At 40.4% G+C, this 17,248-nt stretch carries 14 protein-coding genes and 2 pseudogenes; 13 read left to right on the top strand and 3 right to left on the bottom strand.

Translation table 11 applies throughout. The features are described 5' to 3' along the window. Positions 1-47: 47 nt before the first annotated feature. Together HT725_RS00700 and HT725_RS00695 are read right to left on the bottom strand one after the other, a co-directional pair. Positions 48-2,306 carry an ATP-dependent Clp protease ATP-binding subunit gene (locus tag HT725_RS00700; protein ID WP_173252875.1) on the bottom strand — a complete coding sequence of 753 codons (2,259 nt, stop codon included), beginning with the start codon at positions 2,304-2,306 and terminating at the stop codon, positions 48-50. Positions 2,307-2,536: 230 nt separating this feature from the next. Further along, positions 2,537-2,767 (bottom strand): DUF1797 family protein, encoded by a 231-nt coding sequence (locus HT725_RS00695; protein ID WP_000443570.1) that lies wholly within the window; start codon positions 2,765-2,767, stop codon positions 2,537-2,539. Between the two features lie 189 nt (positions 2,768-2,956). On the opposite strand from HT725_RS00695, the gene HT725_RS00690 reads away from it, so the two are divergent. The 13 genes and pseudogenes from HT725_RS00690 (at position 2,957) to deoD (ending at position 16,678) form a co-directional block, all read left to right on the top strand. Further along, on the top strand, positions 2,957-3,640 hold the full coding sequence (locus HT725_RS00690; RefSeq protein WP_173252874.1) for an amino acid ABC transporter permease: 684 nt from the start codon (positions 2,957-2,959) through the stop codon (positions 3,638-3,640). After that, a complete protein-coding gene (locus HT725_RS00685; protein WP_173252873.1) occupies positions 3,640-4,374 on the top strand; it encodes an amino acid ABC transporter ATP-binding protein in 735 nt (244 codons plus the stop codon). The genes HT725_RS00690 and HT725_RS00685 overlap by 1 nt, the downstream gene beginning before the upstream one ends. A gap of 153 nt (positions 4,375-4,527) precedes the next feature. Continuing rightward, on the top strand, positions 4,528-5,385 hold the full coding sequence (locus HT725_RS00680; protein ID WP_173252872.1) for a bifunctional methylenetetrahydrofolate dehydrogenase/methenyltetrahydrofolate cyclohydrolase: 858 nt from the start codon (positions 4,528-4,530) through the stop codon (positions 5,383-5,385). Between the two features lie 136 nt (positions 5,386-5,521). After that, complete coding sequence (locus tag HT725_RS00675; protein WP_173217598.1) at positions 5,522-6,343, top strand: phosphate ABC transporter ATPase; 822 nt, start codon at positions 5,522-5,524, stop codon at positions 6,341-6,343. A 13-nt stretch (positions 6,344-6,356) separates the two neighbouring features. Beyond that, positions 6,357-7,229, top strand: coding sequence for an NAD(P)H-hydrate dehydratase (locus HT725_RS00670; protein ID WP_173217595.1), 873 nt, complete (start codon positions 6,357-6,359; stop codon positions 7,227-7,229). A gap of 281 nt (positions 7,230-7,510) precedes the next feature. Continuing rightward, positions 7,511-8,194, top strand: a complete 684-nt coding sequence (rpiA, locus tag HT725_RS00665) for a ribose-5-phosphate isomerase RpiA (protein ID WP_166736654.1) — start codon at positions 7,511-7,513, stop codon at positions 8,192-8,194. A gap of 13 nt (positions 8,195-8,207) precedes the next feature. Then, on the top strand, positions 8,208-9,419 hold the full coding sequence (locus tag HT725_RS00660) for a phosphopentomutase (RefSeq protein WP_166736655.1): 1,212 nt from the start codon (positions 8,208-8,210) through the stop codon (positions 9,417-9,419). A 1-nt stretch (position 9,420) separates the two neighbouring features. Beyond that, the gene (locus tag HT725_RS00655) at positions 9,421-9,981 is read left to right on the top strand and encodes a DUF1697 domain-containing protein (RefSeq protein WP_166736656.1); all 561 of its coding nucleotides are present in this window, start codon (positions 9,421-9,423) and stop codon (positions 9,979-9,981) included. Then, positions 9,978-10,787: a purine-nucleoside phosphorylase gene (locus tag HT725_RS00650; protein ID WP_112443522.1), complete on the top strand. Its 810-nt coding sequence runs from the start codon at positions 9,978-9,980 to the stop codon at positions 10,785-10,787. Before HT725_RS00655 ends, HT725_RS00650 begins: the two co-directional genes overlap by 4 nt. Positions 10,788-11,088: 301 nt before the next feature. Next, entirely contained in the window at positions 11,089-13,836 is a 2,748-nt protein-coding gene (locus HT725_RS10375; RefSeq protein ID WP_173252871.1) for a thiol-activated cytolysin C-terminal domain-containing protein, read from the top strand. 128 nt (positions 13,837-13,964) lie between these two features. Further along, positions 13,965-14,210: pseudogene (locus HT725_RS00640) on the top strand (purine-nucleoside phosphorylase); the annotation flags it as partial. Between the two features lie 14 nt (positions 14,211-14,224). Beyond that, positions 14,225-15,405: pseudogene (locus HT725_RS00635) on the top strand (chloride channel protein); the annotation flags it as partial. A 562-nt stretch (positions 15,406-15,967) separates the two neighbouring features. Next, entirely contained in the window at positions 15,968-16,678 is a 711-nt protein-coding gene (gene deoD / locus HT725_RS00630) for a purine-nucleoside phosphorylase (protein ID WP_173217591.1), read from the top strand. Between the two features lie 26 nt (positions 16,679-16,704). Here deoD and HT725_RS00625 read toward each other — a convergent pair whose 3' ends face one another. Continuing rightward, positions 16,705-17,229 carry a DNA topology modulation protein gene (locus tag HT725_RS00625; RefSeq protein ID WP_173217589.1) on the bottom strand — a complete coding sequence of 175 codons (525 nt, stop codon included), beginning with the start codon at positions 17,227-17,229 and terminating at the stop codon, positions 16,705-16,707. Positions 17,230-17,248 lie beyond the last annotated feature (19 nt).

Genomic DNA, 17,248 nt, shown 5'->3' with positions numbered 1-17,248 from the left:
AAAAAAGAAGCAGAAACATTTCATTTTCTACTCCTTTTATATAGTATTTATTTTTCTGTTTCAGAAGTTTTTACTTCAGCTTTTTTGGCAGACTTAATTTGAATCTTGCCCTTGCTGGTCATAACTGCCTTGAGGTCTTTTTCGCTTGGATTTTCAAGGTAGTAGTCAGTGATTGCGTCCTCAATATAGTCTTGAATAGTACGGCGGAGTGGGCGCGCCCCCATTTTTGGATCATAGCCGAGGTCAACCAATTTTTCCTTGACCTTGTCCGTTACATCTAAATGAATGTTGTTGCTGGAGAGTCGCTTGTTAACATCAGCTAGCATGAGCTCGACGATTTGAAGGAGATTATCCTTGCTGAGAGCTTTGAACTCGATGATGCCGTCAAAACGGTTCATAAATTCTGGGCTAAAGAAGTTGCCGAGTTCACCGAGAACTGAGTTGGTACGTCCTTCGCGAGCAGCCCCAAAACCAACGCTGGCTTCAGCCTTACCTGTACCTGCATTTGAAGTCATGATAATGATGGCATCCTTGAAGCTGACGGTATGTCCTTGTCCATCTGTCAAACGCCCATCATCCAAGACCTGAAGGAACATATGCATGACATCTGGATGGGCTTTTTCTACTTCATCTAAGAGAATAAGAGAGTAGGGATTACGGCGGACTTTTTCAGTTAATTGTCCAGCTTCATCGTAGCCGACATAACCTGGAGGGGAACCGACTAACTTAGCAACGCTGTGTTTTTCCATGTATTCGCTCATGTCAAAGCGAATCATGCTATCAGCAGAACCAAAGAGTTCGATAGCTAATTGTTTGGAAAGTTCTGTCTTACCGACCCCAGTTGGTCCGACGAAGAGGAAGCTTCCGATTGGGCGGTTAGGCGTACCGAGACCGACACGATTACGGCGAATAGCCTTGGCAATCTTATCGACAGCATCATCTTGGCCAATAACATGAGACTTGAGATCTTCGGCTAGATGGATGAGTTGAGATTGTTCTTTCTCTTTCAAATCACCAACAGGGATGTTGGTTTTCTGCTCGATAATGTGCTCAATAGTTTTCTCGCTTATGATAGGTGTATCTTGGTCTGTGACTTTTTTCTTTTGCATTTCCTTATACTTGGCAATCTGGTCGCGGAAATAGGCAGCCTTCTCAAAATCTTCTTCTCGTGTAGCTTGAGATTTGAGATTTTCAGCCTCAATCAAGCGCTGATCAATGACTTTAGGATCCACAAAATTCAAGGTCAAGTTCATCTTAGAACCTGCTTCATCTAGGAGGTCAATGGCCTTGTCAGGTAAGAAGCGGTCTTGAATATAACGATTGGAAAGAGTTGCAGCTGCTTCAATTGCAGCATCAGTATATTGAACGTGGTGGTAGTCTTCGTATTTCTTTTGAATCCCTTTGAGAATAGTGATTGTTTCGTCCACCGTTGGTTCATCGACTTTAACAGGCTGCATACGACGCTCTAAGGCAGCATCCTTTTCAATGATACGGTATTCATTGAGGGTAGTAGCACCGACCAGTTGCAGTTCTCCACGAGCAAGGGCTGGCTTGAGGATATTTCCTGCGTCCATATTACCATCACTCGCAGAACCTGCACCAACAATTTCATGGATTTCATCGATAAAGAGGATAATATCCTCACGTTTGCGAATTTCTTCCATGAGTTTTTGCATGCGTTCTTCAAATTGTCCACGAATACCCGTTCCTTGAACTAAGCTAACCACATCCAGACGGATGACTTGTTTACCTTGGAGTTTATGTGGAACATCGCCATCAACGATTTTCTGAGCTAGGCCTTCGACAACGGCCGTTTTTCCGACACCTGGTTCGCCAATAAGAACAGGATTATTCTTGGTTCTACGATTGAGAATCTCGATGACACGGATAATCTCATCGTCGCGCCCAATAACGGGGTCAATGTCTCCACGACGGGCAATCTCAGTTACGTTGATACCAAATTCTTCTAGCAGGCCTTTTTCTTGGCTTGGTGGTGGAGTTTGAGCAGAACCACGATTTTGGGAACCATAACCGCCGTTTCCACCGTAACCTCCACCTGATTGGGTTGGGGGAATAGGAGGAGTATTGCTAGAAGGTCTGAAATTGTTTAGATCATTGAAAAAATCACCAAAGGGATCGAAGTCACGATTGTTCAGATCCGTCATGCCTTTAAAGAGACTGTTATTAGGATCAGTCTTGATAATCTTGTAGCAGTTTTGACAGAGGTCAATTTGTTTTTGTTTTCCATTGAGATTGGTGTAAAGATGAATTGTTGAGTCGTTAATTTTACAGTTTTGACAAAGCATACATCTACCTCATTTCTTTCTTTAGCTTGACCTGTCCAAAGGTCAATAATAGTCAAATTTCTATACTCTCATTATAACAGGATTGGGGTGTAAAGCAAGTAAAAAGATTACAGCTTTGAGAAGTTGTTACAATGAAAATTTTTTTGAATTTGGACTATAAAAAAATCCTATTTGTGAGACAAAAAGGATTTTGGTTAGACATGCAGGGTGTAATCCCAGCTTGTTTTGTATTAGTAAAGGAGTTCGTAAATCTCCATTGCAATCAAGTCAATGCTGTCAAACGTATAAGTTTCGCGAGCTTCGACATCACGAAGGGTAAAGATTGACCCGTTTTCTTCGTCGTGGCTGTATGCAACTTCTGCAACAACAACTCCTTCGCGTTCAAAATTACGTTTTAAATTTCCGCCGTCTTTTGCCATTGCTTCAAGGCGGTTGATGATTCTAACCAAATGTGATTCCATTTTGATTCTCCTTCATTTCTTATCGTTACTATTTTACCATAAAGGAGGCCAACTTGACTAGAAAAAACTAAGATTTCTCGCTAATTCTGCTAGTTTAAAGATTTTTAAATAAATTGGATAAAAGGTTTGAATTTTAATTCAATACATGTTATAATCATACAGTACTCTATTTTAGAAAGCAGTGTGACTATGAATTTTTCTTTTTTACCTAAGTATTTACCTTATTTTAACTATGGGACTGTCGTGACGGTTCTCATTTCTATCTGTGTTGTCTTTTTGGGAACTATTTTGGGTGTTGTCTTGGCTTTTGGGCAACGTTCAAAGTTTAAACCGTTTGTTTGGCTCGCCAACTTGTACGTTTGGATTTTCCGTGGGACACCGATGATGGTCCAGATTATGATTGCCTTTGCCCTTATGCACATCAATGCTCCGACTATTCAGGTTGGAATTTTGGGTGTTGACCTTTCTCGTCTGATTCCAGGGATTTTGATTATCTCTATGAACAGTGGTGCTTATGTCTCTGAGACTGTTCGTGCTGGAATCAATGCGGTTCCAAAAGGTCAGCTAGAGGCGGCTTATTCGCTAGGGATTCGTCCTAAAAATGCGATGCGGTATGTGATTTTGCCACAAGCAATCAAAAATATTTTGCCAGCATTGGGGAACGAATTTATCACCATTATCAAGGACAGCTCCCTCTTATCAGCTATCGGTGTTATGGAGTTGTGGAATGGGGCTACAACAGTTTCTACAACAACCTATTTGCCTTTGACACCACTTTTATTTGCAGCCTTTTACTACTTGATTATGACCTCTATTTTGACCGTAGCCTTGAAAGCTTTTGAAAAACGTATGGGACAAGGAGATAAGAAATAATGACAGAAACCTTGATAAAAATTGAAAATTTACATAAATCATTTGGAAAGAATGAAGTATTGAAGGGCATCAACCTCGAGATTAAAAGAGGAGAAGTTGTCGTTATCATCGGTCCTTCGGGGAGCGGGAAATCTACCTTGCTTCGCTCTATGAATTTGTTGGAAGAAGCAACTAAAGGGAAGGTTATCTTTGAGGGAGTCGATATTACGGACAAGAAGAATGACCTCTTTGCCATGCGTGAGAAGATGGGCATGGTTTTCCAACAATTTAATCTCTTTCCTAATATGACTGTGATGGAAAATATCACCTTGTCACCTATCAAGACCAAAGGTGAAAGCAAGGCTGTTGCTGAGAAGAGAGCCAGAGAGCTTTTGGAAAAAGTTGGTTTGCCAGATAAGGCAGATGCTTATCCACAGAGTTTGTCAGGTGGGCAACAACAACGGATTGCCATCGCGCGTGGGTTGGCCATGGAACCTGATGTTTTGCTCTTTGATGAGCCAACTTCAGCCTTGGACCCTGAGATGGTAGGTGAGGTATTGGCTGTTATGCAAGACCTTGCCAAGTCAGGAATGACCATGGTTATCGTAACACATGAAATGGGATTTGCCCGTGAGGTGGCAGATCGTGTCATCTTTATGGCAGACGGTGTGGTTGTTGAAGATGGAACACCAGAACAGATTTTTGAACAAACCCAAGAACAACGGACTAAAGATTTCTTGAGTAAGGTTTTATAATCTATTTTAAAATTTCAAGACAAGATTAGTGAAAAGCTCGACTAGAGCTTTTTCTTATAGTTTGAAACTATAGGATAGCCTAGGAAAGAAGTGTTAGAGGGTGCTGGCAGTTTTTGGTATAATGGAAGATATTTGAAAGAAAAGAGAAGTGATATGACACAGATTATTGATGGGAAAGCTTTAGCGGCCAAATTGCAGGGGCAGTTGGCTGAAAAGACTGCAAAATTAAAGGAAGAAACAGGTCTAGTGCCTGGTTTGGTAGTGATTTTGGTTGGGGACAATCCAGCCAGCCAAGTCTATGTTCGCAACAAGGAGAGGTCAGCTCTTGCGGCTGGTTTCCGTAGTGAAGTTGTGCGAGTTCCAGAGACCATTAGTCAAGAGGAATTGTTAGACTTGATTGATAAATACAATCAAGATCCAGCTTGGCATGGGATTTTGGTTCAGTTACCATTACCAAAACATATCGATGAAGAGGCGGTTTTACTAGCCATTGACCCAGAAAAGGATGTGGATGGTTTCCATCCCCTAAATATGGGACGTCTTTGGTCTGGACATCCAGTCATGATTCCTTCCACACCTGCAGGGATTATGGAAATGTTTCATGAATATGGGATTGACTTGGAAGGTAAAAATGCAGTTGTTATTGGTCGTTCCAATATCGTTGGAAAGCCCATGGCCCAGCTTCTTTTGGCAAAGAATGCTACAGTGACCTTGACTCACTCACGCACCCATAATCTCGCTAAGGTGGCTGCAAAAGCGGATATTCTTGTAGTAGCAATCGGTCGCGCCAAGTTTGTTACTGCTGACTTTGTGAAACCCGGTGCGGTAGTCATTGACGTTGGGATGAACCGAGATGAAAATGGTAAGCTCTGTGGGGATGTGGATTATGAGGCAGTTGCCCCACTTGTTAGCCATATTACGCCAGTCCCTGGAGGTGTAGGTCCTATGACCATTACCATGCTGATGGAGCAAACCTATCAGGCGGCACTTCGGACATTGGATAGAAAATAAGAGAAAATTCGCTGAAGAGAGTGTATTTTCAATAGATATATCTGAAATGGCAGAAATGAATATTAAATTTTAGATATAAGTTTATAAAAGGAGGTCTGCGCCTCCTTTTTGTTGTATAATGGAGTGAGGTGATTAGATGATTTTAAAAATTTATAATGGGGAATATAGTTTACAATGGGATGGAATATACTACTTATCACTAATTGATTATCCAAATATTCAAGAGTGGGAATTAGAAAAAATTGCTAAATTTATAGCTTACGAAAAACTTCATAAACGTCAAACAAGTATTGAGTGTGCTGATTTTTGTTTAAAAAAAGAAATTTTAGATTACATCTATCAGCATCCCTTTCTGCCACCATTTACCCCTACAGATAAAAGAGTAGCCTCGACTTATGATCTACATAAGAGGTTAGTGACTTCGGACTACTGTAGTCATACTACGACTATAGATGCAGCGATTTCTATCTTTAAAACAGGTCAGCTCTTATCTGCTGTGAAAGCCTTTGGGCGAGATGCTGAGGAGTTGGTTTTGGATAGTAGAAATGCTGCATCGGATCCGATAGATTATTTTGACTATGTCATGTTAGGGTGGTCAAATACAAGTTCTGGTTATCGATTAGCGATGGAGCGTTTATTAGGTCGAGCTCCTTCAGAGAAAGAATTACAAGACAAGTTTATTCCTGGAGTGAGTTTTCATTTTATCTATACAGATTTGATTAAAGTTACTGGTTATATTTTTGATGGCTACCATGTTGCAAAAATTAAGGACATGTTGAATTTATTTAGTGAGTTGTATATTTGTATTATTCCAACTCATAATAAGAGCCAATTTGAAAATATTATTCCAACTAAAATACAAGATAGGGTGCATTATCTTGACTATGCTGGAGAAGACTTAGAAGAGTGGACTAAGAAAGTCTATCAAGTTGTTTTAAAACAATCAGATAAAGGATAGTTGAGGAAAAACGATGAGAGTGATTGAGCAAGCATTATTAGAAAAAGTCATTATAAAACGTTCTCGTACAAGTCATAAAGGAAACTATGGTCGTCTGCTGTTGCTTGGTGGGACTTATCCTTATGGTGGCGCCATCATTATGGCTGCTTTGGCAGCTGTTAAAAGTGGGGCTGGTTTGGTGACTGTTGGAACAGATAGGGAAAATATCCCAGCTTTGCACAGTCATTTACCTGAGGCTATGGCCTTTTCTCTTCAAGACCAGCAATTGTTAAAAGAGCAATTGGAGAAGGCAGAAGTTGTCTTGCTGGGGCCTGGTTTACGAGACGATACTTTTGGAGAAAATATAGTAAAACAGGTCTTTGCTAGCTTAAAAAAGAATCAGATTTTGATTGTAGACGGAGGGGCCTTAACTATCATTGCTAGGATAAGTTTGTCGTTTCCGTCTAACCAGCTTATCCTAACTCCCCACCAAAAAGAATGGGAAAAGCTGTCTGGTATTGCTATTGAAAAGCAAAAGGAAGCTGCAACGGCTAGTGCCCTAACTTCCTTCCCTCAAAGAACAATTTTGGTGGAGAAAGGCCCAGCTACTCGTATTTGGCAAGCTGGTCAGTCTGATTATTACCAGTTACAGGTTGGCGGTCCCTATCAGGCGACTGGGGGAATGGGAGATACGCTTGCTGGAATGATTGCAGGATTTGCAGGCCAATTCCGACAGGCCAGTCTCTACGAACGTGTGACAGTAGCGACCCATCTTCATTCAGCTATTGCCCAAGAACTAGCTCAAGAACAGTATGTGGTTTTGCCAACGGAGATTAGTAATTGTCTTCCTAAAGTAATGAAAATTATTTGTCAACAAGAGAGGGTAAGCGAAGATAAATTTGTTTAAAATAGACAGAGAAACCTACTTCCTTCTCTTGATTTATGATTCTTGAAATGCGCCTGCTTTAATGCTAAACTAGACGTATCAAAGTTAAGGTCTTGTTTTTGGAACTGGAAAGAGATGAACAAATCAAATACATAAAAGATAAACTCATTTTTATTCGTTTGGTAAAAAGAAAATGCATATTTTTAAAGAAAGATTGATGAAAAATGTAGATTTGATGTTTTTACTTGAATAAAAAGCGGTTTCATAGTAGAATAAGAACTGAGAATGATGGAGGTAAATCGGTGGAAAATCTGAAGAAAATGGCAGGTATCAAGGCTGCTGAGTTCGTGAGCGATGGAATGGTCGTTGGACTTGGAACAGGCTCGACTGCCTATTATTTTGTCGAAGAAATCGGTCGTCGTATCAAGGAAGAAGGATTGCAGATTACAGCTGTAACAACTTCTAGTGTGACCACTAAACAGGCAGAAGGCCTTAATATCCCGCTCAAGTCTATTGACCAAGTAGACTTGGTTGATGTGACGGTTGACGGGGCGGATGAAGTTGATAGTCAGTTTAACGGAATCAAAGGCGGTGGTGGTGCTCTTCTGATGGAGAAGGTTGTTGCGACACCATCAAAAGAATATATTTGGGTGGTGGATGAAAGCAAGCTGGTCGAAAAACTAGGTGCTTTTAAATTGCCAGTAGAAGTGGTTCAGTATGGTGCAGAGCAGGTCTTTCGTCATTTTGAACGAGCTGGCTACAAACCAAGCTTCCGTGAAAAAGACGATCAACGTTTTGTGACCGATATGCAGAATTTTATCATCGATCTTGCCTTGGATGTCATCGAAGATCCAATTGCTTTCGGACAAGAATTGGACCATGTCGTTGGTGTCGTAGAACACGGTTTATTCAACCAAATGGTGGATAAGGTCATCGTTGCTGGACGAGATGGGGTTCAGATTGTAACCTCAAGAAAAGAAAAATAGAAGGGGGCATAAGATGTCTAAATTTAATCGTATTCATTTGGTGGTACTGGATTCTGTAGGAATCGGTGCAGCACCAGATGCTAATAACTTTGTCAATGCAGGGGTTCCAGATGGAGCTTCTGACACACTGGGACACATTTCAAAAACAGTTGGTCTGAATGTGCCAAACATGGCTAAAATCGGTCTAGGAAATATTCCTCGTAAAACTCCTCTTAAGACTGTAGCAGCTGAAAGCAATCCAACTGGATATGCAACAAAATTGGAAGAAGTATCTCTTGGTAAGGATACCATGACTGGACACTGGGAAATCATGGGACTCAACATTACTGAGCCTTTCGATACTTTCTGGAACGGATTTCCAGAAGAAATCTTGACAAAAATCGAAGAATTTTCAGGACGTAAGGTCATTCGTGAAGCTAACAAACCTTACTCAGGAACAGCCGTTATCGATGATTTTGGACCACGTCAGATGGAAACTGGAGAGTTGATTATCTATACTTCAGCTGACCCTGTTTTGCAAATTGCTGCCCACGAAGATATTATTCCTTTGGACGAATTGTACCGTATCTGTGAATACGCTCGTTCAATTACTCTTGAGCGCCCAGCCCTTCTAGGACGTATCATTGCTCGGCCTTATGTAGGTGAACCAGGTAACTTCACTCGTACTGCAAACCGTCGTGACTTGGCGGTATCTCCATTTGCACCAACTGTTTTGGATAAATTGAATGAAGCTGGTATCGATACTTATGCTGTTGGTAAAATCAACGATATCTTTAACGGTGCTGGTATCAACCACGACATGGGCCATAACAAGTCAAATAGCCATGGAATTGATACACTATTGAAGACCATGGGCCTTGCTGAGTTTGAAAAAGGATTCTCGTTCACAAACTTGGTTGACTTTGATGCCCTTTATGGCCACCGTCGTAATGCTCATGGCTACCGTGATTGTTTGCATGAGTTTGATGAACGCTTACCTGAAATTATCGCAGCCATGAGAGAGAATGACCTCCTCTTGATTACTGCGGATCACGGGAACGACCCAACTTACGCAGGAACAGACCATACTCGCGAATATATCCCACTTTTGGCTTACAGTCCTGCTTTTAAAGGAAATGGTGTCATTCCAGTAGGACATTTTGCAGATATTTCAGCGACTGTTGCCGATAACTTTGGTGTTGAAACTGCCATGATTGGTGAAAGTTTCTTAGATAAATTGGTATAAGATGACGAGATATGCTTTACTTGTTCGGGGCATTAATGTAGGTGGGAAAAATAAAGTTGTTATGGCGCAGCTTCGGCAAGAATTGACAGAGTTGGGAATTGAAAAGGTTGAAAGCTACATCAACAGTGGCAATATTTTCTTTACTTCGACAGAACCAAAAGCTCGATTGGTTGAAAAATTAGAGACTTTCTTTGCAGTCAATTATCCATTTATTCAAAGCTTTTCTTTACTGAGTCAAGAAGACTATGAAGACGAACTTGAGAGTCTACCAGCTTGGTGGAATGAAGACTTGGCAAGAAAAGACGTTCTCTTTTACACGGAGGGTTTGGATGTGGAGCAAGTCATCACGACAGTTGAGAGTTTAGAGATGAAAGATGAGGTCGTTCATTTTGGAAAACTTGGTATTTTCTGGGGGGAATTCTCTGAGGAAACCTACTCTAAGACTGCCTATCACAAGTACTTGCTCAAGATGCCTTTCTACCGCCACATTACTATTCGCAATGCTAAAACTTTTGACAAAATCGGTCAAATGCTAAAAAATAATAGAGGAGACACACAATGACATTTTTAGATAAGATCAAGGAAACAGCTACTTTCCTGAAAGAAAAAGGAATCCAAGCGCCTGAGTTTGGTTTAATCCTTGGATCAGGGCTTGGAGAATTGGCAGAAGAAATCGAAAATCCAGTTGTAGTAGACTATGCTGAGATTCCAAACTGGGGCCGCTCTACAGTAGTTGGTCACGCTGGGAAATTGGTATATGGTGAACTGGCAGGTCGCAAGGTCTTGGCTCTTCAAGGTCGCTTCCATTTCTACGAAGGGAACCCTCTGGAAGTGGTGACTTTCCCAGTTCGTGTCATGAAAGTTCTTGGATGTGAAGGTGTCATTGTAACCAATGCAGCTGGTGGTATTGGTTATGGCCCTGGTACTTTGATGGCTATCTCAGACCATATCAATATGACGGGGCAAAATCCATTGATGGGTGAAAACTTGGATGACTTTGGTCCACGTTTTCCAGATATGTCTAAGGCCTACACACCAGAATACCGTGCTACTGCCCATGAAGTGGCCCAAAAACTTGGTATCAAGCTTGATGAAGGTGTCTATATCGGCGTTACTGGTCCAACTTATGAAACACCAGCAGAGATTCGTGCCTATAAGACACTGGGAGCAGATGCAGTTGGTATGTCTACGGTTCCTGAAGTGATCGTGGCAGCCCACTCAGGCTTGAAAGTTCTAGGAATTTCATGTATTACTAACTTTGCGGCTGGTTTCCAAGAAGAACTCAACCACGAAGAAGTTGTAGAAGTAACCGAACGTGTCAAAGGTGATTTCAAAGGCTTGCTTAAAGCTATTCTTGCTGAATTGTAAGAAAAAAGATTTAAAAGGGGGAATACCTCTACCTTTTCATAATTGACTATTCGGAACAAAGAAGAAACATAGGTAGACTATGGGTTTCTTCCTACTCTTGTAACTGAAAGAGTCTGATAGTTAGCATTGTGAAAGACAAGATTCTAGGATACTAGCATTAGCTTCCTAGCCAAGCAGACTAGTATGATAAGAAGAGATAAGAATGAATTTACTTTCTGAATTTCTCAGTCTTATCATATATAGCACAATGAGATTTTGCTTGAGTCTGCTTACAAATAAACGAAAAGAAAGATAAGAAATAATGAAAATTGGTCAACGAATTATGCGCTTTGGCATAAAAAAATTAAGTATCGGAGTTGTATCTGTTGCAGTCGGCTTCGCATTTCTAGCTCCAGCTGGAATTTCAGCCAATGAACTAAAACAAGATGTAACATCTGAAGTGGCAACAAGAGTGCTAGATTCTAAGGAGGAATTGAGAGAGCCGGAAAATGTTGCTCCAAAACTAGAAACTCCTCTTAGAGAGGAGCCAAGACTAACTCCTCAAACGCTTCCAGAAGCAAGTGAAGTTCTTGAAAACAAAAGGGAAGAGTCAAAAGTAGAGATAACAGAGCCAGCTCAAGACTCACCTATTCATGCTCCTGTAGAAGAAACTAAAGAAGAAGTTGTGACAGAAAAACCAACAAATACTCGTTCTTTAACAGCAGAAGATTTGGTGAAGATTTCCAAAGGGGAATTGCATTTAGAAAATGATTTGATTGATGAATCTCTCTATGGTGAAAAAGTTCTTGATTTGGAAGGGGATGATGACCAAGATGGCATCAAAAACAAAGATGAACTTTATGTGTACAACAAAGATGGTAAGGATTATCTAGGATATAACAGTCATCCCTTGCTAGCAGACAGTGATGGGGATGGTTTGTCAGATGGAGAAGATGACAATAAGAAAGAATGGTATGTCACAGACCGTGATTCTCTTCTCTTTATGGAGTTAGCCTATCGAGACGATGATTATATTGAGAAAATTTTAGATCATAAGAATCCTTTCCCTAGTCTCTATCTTGACCGTCAAGAATACAAACTCATGCACAATGAATTGGCTCCTTTCTGGAAGATGAAAAAAGCCTACCATACAGATAGTGGTCTGGATGCTTTCTTATTTGAGACCAAGAGCGACCTTCCTTATCTCAAAGATGGAACGGTGCACATGTTGGCTATTCGTGGAACGCGAGTTAATGACGCCAAGGACTTAAGTGCAGATTTGGTTTTATTAGGTGGAAATAAACCAGCTCAAGCGGATGATATCCGCAAGGTTGTTGGGGAATTAGCTAAGGATACAAGTATTACCAAGTTGTATATGACAGGTCATTCTCTTGGAGGCTACCTAGCTCAGATTGCAGCGGTTGAAGCTTACCAAAAATATCCTGACTTTTATAACCATGTATTGAGGAAAGTGACGACTTTCAGTGCGCCTAAAGTGATTACTTCCAGAACTGTTTGGAATGCTAAGAATGGTTTCTGGGATGTTGGTTTGGAAAGCCGTAAATTAGCTGTTAGTGGAAAAATTAAGCATTATGTAGTTGATAATGATAATGTTGTGACTCCATTGATTCATAATGATCGTGATATTGTTACATTTACAGGTAATTCACGCTTTAAACACCGTTCTCGTGGCTATTTTGAAAGTCGAATGAATGATATTCCTAACTTTAATATTGGTAAACGAGCTACCTTGGATAAACATGGTTATCGTGATCCGAAATTGGATAAAGTGCGATTCTTTAAGAAACAGGCTCTGCCTCAATCTTCTAGTCAACCAAGCGCTGAACCAATGGAAAATATTGCCTTAGGGAAACAGGTTACTCAAAGTTCGACAGCTTTCGGAGGAGATGCTAGAAGAGCTGTGGATGGCAAAGTTGATGGTAACTATGGTCACAATTCTGTCACTCATACCAACTTCCAATCCAAGCCTTGGTGGCAAGTAGATTTGGCTAAAGAAGAAACCATTCGCCAAATCAATATTTACAACCGAACAGACACTGCCCAGGATAGATTGGCAAACTTTGATGTCATTCTTTTAGACAGTTCTGGTAAAGAAATTGAGAGAAAACGAATAACATCTCTTAAAGATGTGTCAGCACAAATTGCGATTAACCATAAAAAAGCGCGCTATGTTCGGATTGAGCTAGAAGGCTATAATGCCCTCAGTCTTGCAGAAGTCCAAGTATATCGTGCTGAGAATATCGCTTGGAAAAAACAAGCTAAGCAAAGTTCTACTGATTTTGGTGGAGATGCTAGTCGAGCCTTGGATGGCAATACCAATAGTAGTTATAGCCAGCAATCAATTACCCATACAAAATTTGAAAACCAGCCTTGGTGGGAAGTTGATTTAGGTCGTACAGAACAGGTAGGACTTGTTCGCCTTCATAACCGTGGGGATGGCGAGCTTTCTAAACGTCTGTCAGACTTTGATGTGATTTTATATGATGAAAAAGGGAAAGAAGTTGCTAGACAGTATGTTTCTAAACTTGACGGAACGAGCTTGGATGTTCAATTAAATGGGAAATTGGGACGCCGTGTTCGTGTGCAACTACGTAAGAACAATCAAGCCCTCAGTCTTGCAGAAGTAGAAGTTTTCCGCTTTATCGCTACGAATGGTGAGACAGCGACACAAGTTTCTAAGCCAGTTCAACCAATCAGTCAGACGCCTGTGAAAGATAAAACATTGACAATTCAACATAGTGGAGCTTACATTGCTCGCTACTCTATAACTTGGGAAGAAGTTACAGTAGACAAAGATGGAAACCAAGTTGTTCGTAGTCGTTCTTGGGAAGGAAACGGTCGCAACCAGACTGCAGGTTTTGTCCTCAACCTCCCAATCAAAGAAAATATGAGAAATCTGCGAATTAAGATTGAAAAGAGAACAGGTCTTATCTGGAATAGATGGCAAACAATCTATGAAAATAGACCAATTTTAGCTCAACCCCACCGTAAAATTACCCATTGGGGAACAACATTGAATTCTAAGATTTCTGATGACGATGTCTTGTAATCTGATGATACAATGACAGTTAGATAATTTAGTTTATAATATAACTACCTGAGTTTGTCCGGAACTCAGGTAGCTCTCTGTGAAAGAAAAAAATAAAACAGAAAGGTAGAGCGCGTGTTCTAATTTGAACACGAGCAGAAATTCGTACCTATAAGATGCTTGGAACAGATGTGGTCGGAATGTCAACTGCTCCTGAAGTTATTGTTGTAGCCTACTCGGGTTTGAAACTTCTAGGAATTTTATGTATTACTAACTATACTACTGGTTTCAAAGAAGAGATTAACCACGAAGAGGTTATAGAAGTGACTGAGTGTGTTAAAGGTGATTTTAAAGGCTTACTTAAAGCCGTTTTTGCTGAATTATTACTATGTTAAAAGAATTGAGGAGTATTTTTCTACATTATCTTTTAAAGATAATAGAGGAGATAGCTTTTGGTCAATCAGAGCATCAAACTGTATTCTTGACAGATGGAGTTTCCTCGTCGCGGATAGGATTAAGTTTAATAATCGTGGGTGCCAGCTCATCCTTGGTCTGGTATTTCTTGCAAAAAAAATCACAGATTTTTTCCATTAAAGCGCAGATGAAGGATGAGACTTCACAATACAAACTTCATTTTTTAAAACAGCTATTTCATTCAATTTGGCAGATTATTGCAGTTGTAGGGGGAGCACCTATTGGTAAAGAAGCTGCGCCACGAGAGATTGGGACTCTATTTGCAGGACCAATTGGAAAAATATGTTCTCTCTCTCTAAGAAGGATCAAATTTTTCTCCTTGCTTGTGGTGCTGGTGCTGGTTTAGCAGCTGTCTATCAGGTTCCATTAACAAGTGTCTTCTTTGTTTTTGAAACTCTAGGAATTGCTCTATCTATTAAACGAGTTGTCTTAGTCGGTTTGACTACCTATGTCTCAACCTATACAGCAGGCTTGGTTATTTCAGATCAGGCTCTCTACCAGATTCCAGCCATCGCATGGTCATTAAAGGAAATGTGGATTATTCCCTTGCTACTTCTTTTCTTAACCCCACTAGCTTGGTTTTTTGGTTGCTTAAGTAAAGAAGTGTCTTCAAACAGGATAAAAGATAAACGAGTACTTCTCACATTGCCTACAGCTTTTCTTTTTCTTGCTGGGTTGGCAAGTTATTTTCCACATCTACTTGGAAATGGACGTATGATGGCTCAGGAAGTATTGAATGCTAGCAATGGTAAAACAGTATTCCTCTTGTTTATCCTAAAAGCACTGGTCGTTCTTATTACTCTGTGGGCAGGGACCTATGGTGGTACTCTTACGCCATCTTTTGCCTTGGGGATGGCTGGAGCTGCTCTCTTTGGAATGATTCTAGGTGGGGATAACCAGCCAAGCATTTTGCTTTTGGGATCGGTTTGCTTTTTGTCTGTGACCTTGAGGGCTCCCTGGTCTGCAACTGGATTAGTAATAGGGTTCACTGGGCTAGCTTTAGATTCTCTTCCGTATCTCTTAGTAACAGCTGTTTTAGCCTATGAATTTGCAAAAATATTAGACCGTTTTTCTTGGGCTAACATACTGTGTCAGAAGTCAAAGAATAAAGAATAGAGTAATAAGATAGAGAACGATCGTTTCTTCTAATCAAAGATTTATCTTAAAAGATTAAAAACTATTGTCAATTTATCAATAACTGTTTGAAATAAAAAAGAAGTAGGCTTATCGGAGTCATGATTGAATCCGATTTTTCCTAGCTATGAAATATAAAAAAAGAAAGGTAGAGCGAGATGTTCTGATTTGAACACGAGCGGAGAACTTTTCTAAAAACTTAGAGAGGGTAGTTTGGTTTTGAATTGAACCCGTGCTATTCTCCTATTTGTCATCAAAATTAAGAAAGAAAGGAATTGAACCCACCCTAAAAGCAGTGGGAAAAAGATAGTTGGTCTAACGAGCATCGCTCACTGAACCCAACTCCTATTTTCCCTTTGCTTTTTGACGGGTTTGGTATCTTTCTGATTATAAATTTTAGAATAAAGAAAGGATGGGTTAACTGTATTCATTGAACTGAATACGGGCGGAGAACTGTGTAAAAAAGATAAACTGTCTAGCATCTGCGATGCGTCGTCAGTTTCCTATTTTTACTTTGTTCTCTGTCGCCCTTTATATCTTAACTATGTCTATCCATATTGCTGCTCAGCAGGGTAAAATTGCTGATAAAATTCTTCTTCCTGGGGATCCTCTTCGTGCTAAGTTTATTGCGGAGAATTTCCTTGAAGATGCTGTTTGTTTTAACGAAGTACGTAACATGTTGGGTTATACTGGTACTTACAAGGGTCACCGTGTATCTGTCATGGGAACTGGGATGGGTATGCCCTCTATTTCGATTTATGCGAGTGAGTTGATTGTTGACTACGGTGTGAAGAAATTGATTCGTGTTGGAACTGCGGGTTCTTTGAATGAAGATGTACACGTTCGTGAATTGGTTTTGGCGCAAGCAGCTGCAACTAATTCAAACATCGTCCGTAATGACTGGCCACAGTATGATTTCCCACAAATCGCTAGCTTTGACTTGCTGGACAAGGCCTACCATATCGCCAAAGAACTTGGTATGACAACCCACGTTGGGAACGTTTTGTCATCTGATGTCTTTTACTCAAACTACTTTGAAAAGAATATCGAGCTTGGTAAATGGGGAGTTAAGGCTGTGGAAATGGAAGCGGCAGCTCTTTACTATTTGGCGGCTCAGCACCATGTTGATGCTCTTGCTATCATGACCATCTCTGATAGTTTGGTTAATCCAGACGAAGACACAACTGCAGAAGAACGCCAAAATACCTTCACCGATATGATGAAGGTTGGTTTGGCAACCTTGATTGCAGAATAATTATAGCCAAAAAAGGAAGCCCTTCTTTATGAATTGGAGGACTTCCTTTTCTTATCCAGAAATTGATCTAGTTCTTTCTGATTTCGAAGAATAGTGACTTTATGTGAGTATTCTTGGCAAAGTTTTTGGTAATTCTCTTTTTGAGCTTTAGTCCGCCCATCCCAGAGAATCCAACGAATAAATTCCCAGTTGAATTGCTCGGGGCATCCCTTAGCCATACTTTCTCTGACTTTTCCTCGGTATTTAAGATAACGCTTAAAGGCCCGAAAGAGACAGGTAAATGGTGAAAAATTGAGAAAGATGATTTGGTCAGATTCCTGCATTCTTTCCTCATAGAAACACCAAGAATAATTACCATCGATGACCCAAGCTTCATGCTTGGTGAGAAAATTTTTCATCTCGGTTAACATCCAATCACGGTCACTGTCTTGCCAACCAGGTTGAAATTGGAGTGTGTCCATGTGAAGTTTTGGGATGGAGTAGTAGAGAGATAACTTTTCAGCTAGCGTTGACTTACCAGCACCAGAATATCCGATAATTGCGATTTTCATTTTCTACCCTTTCCTATTT

The sequence above is a fragment of the Streptococcus sp. 2579 genome (assembly GCF_013277195.1).
Lineage (GTDB): Bacteria > Bacillota > Bacilli > Lactobacillales > Streptococcaceae > Streptococcus.
The sequence above is the reverse complement of the archived record's forward strand: the minus strand, read 5'-3'. Positions and strand labels throughout refer to the sequence as shown.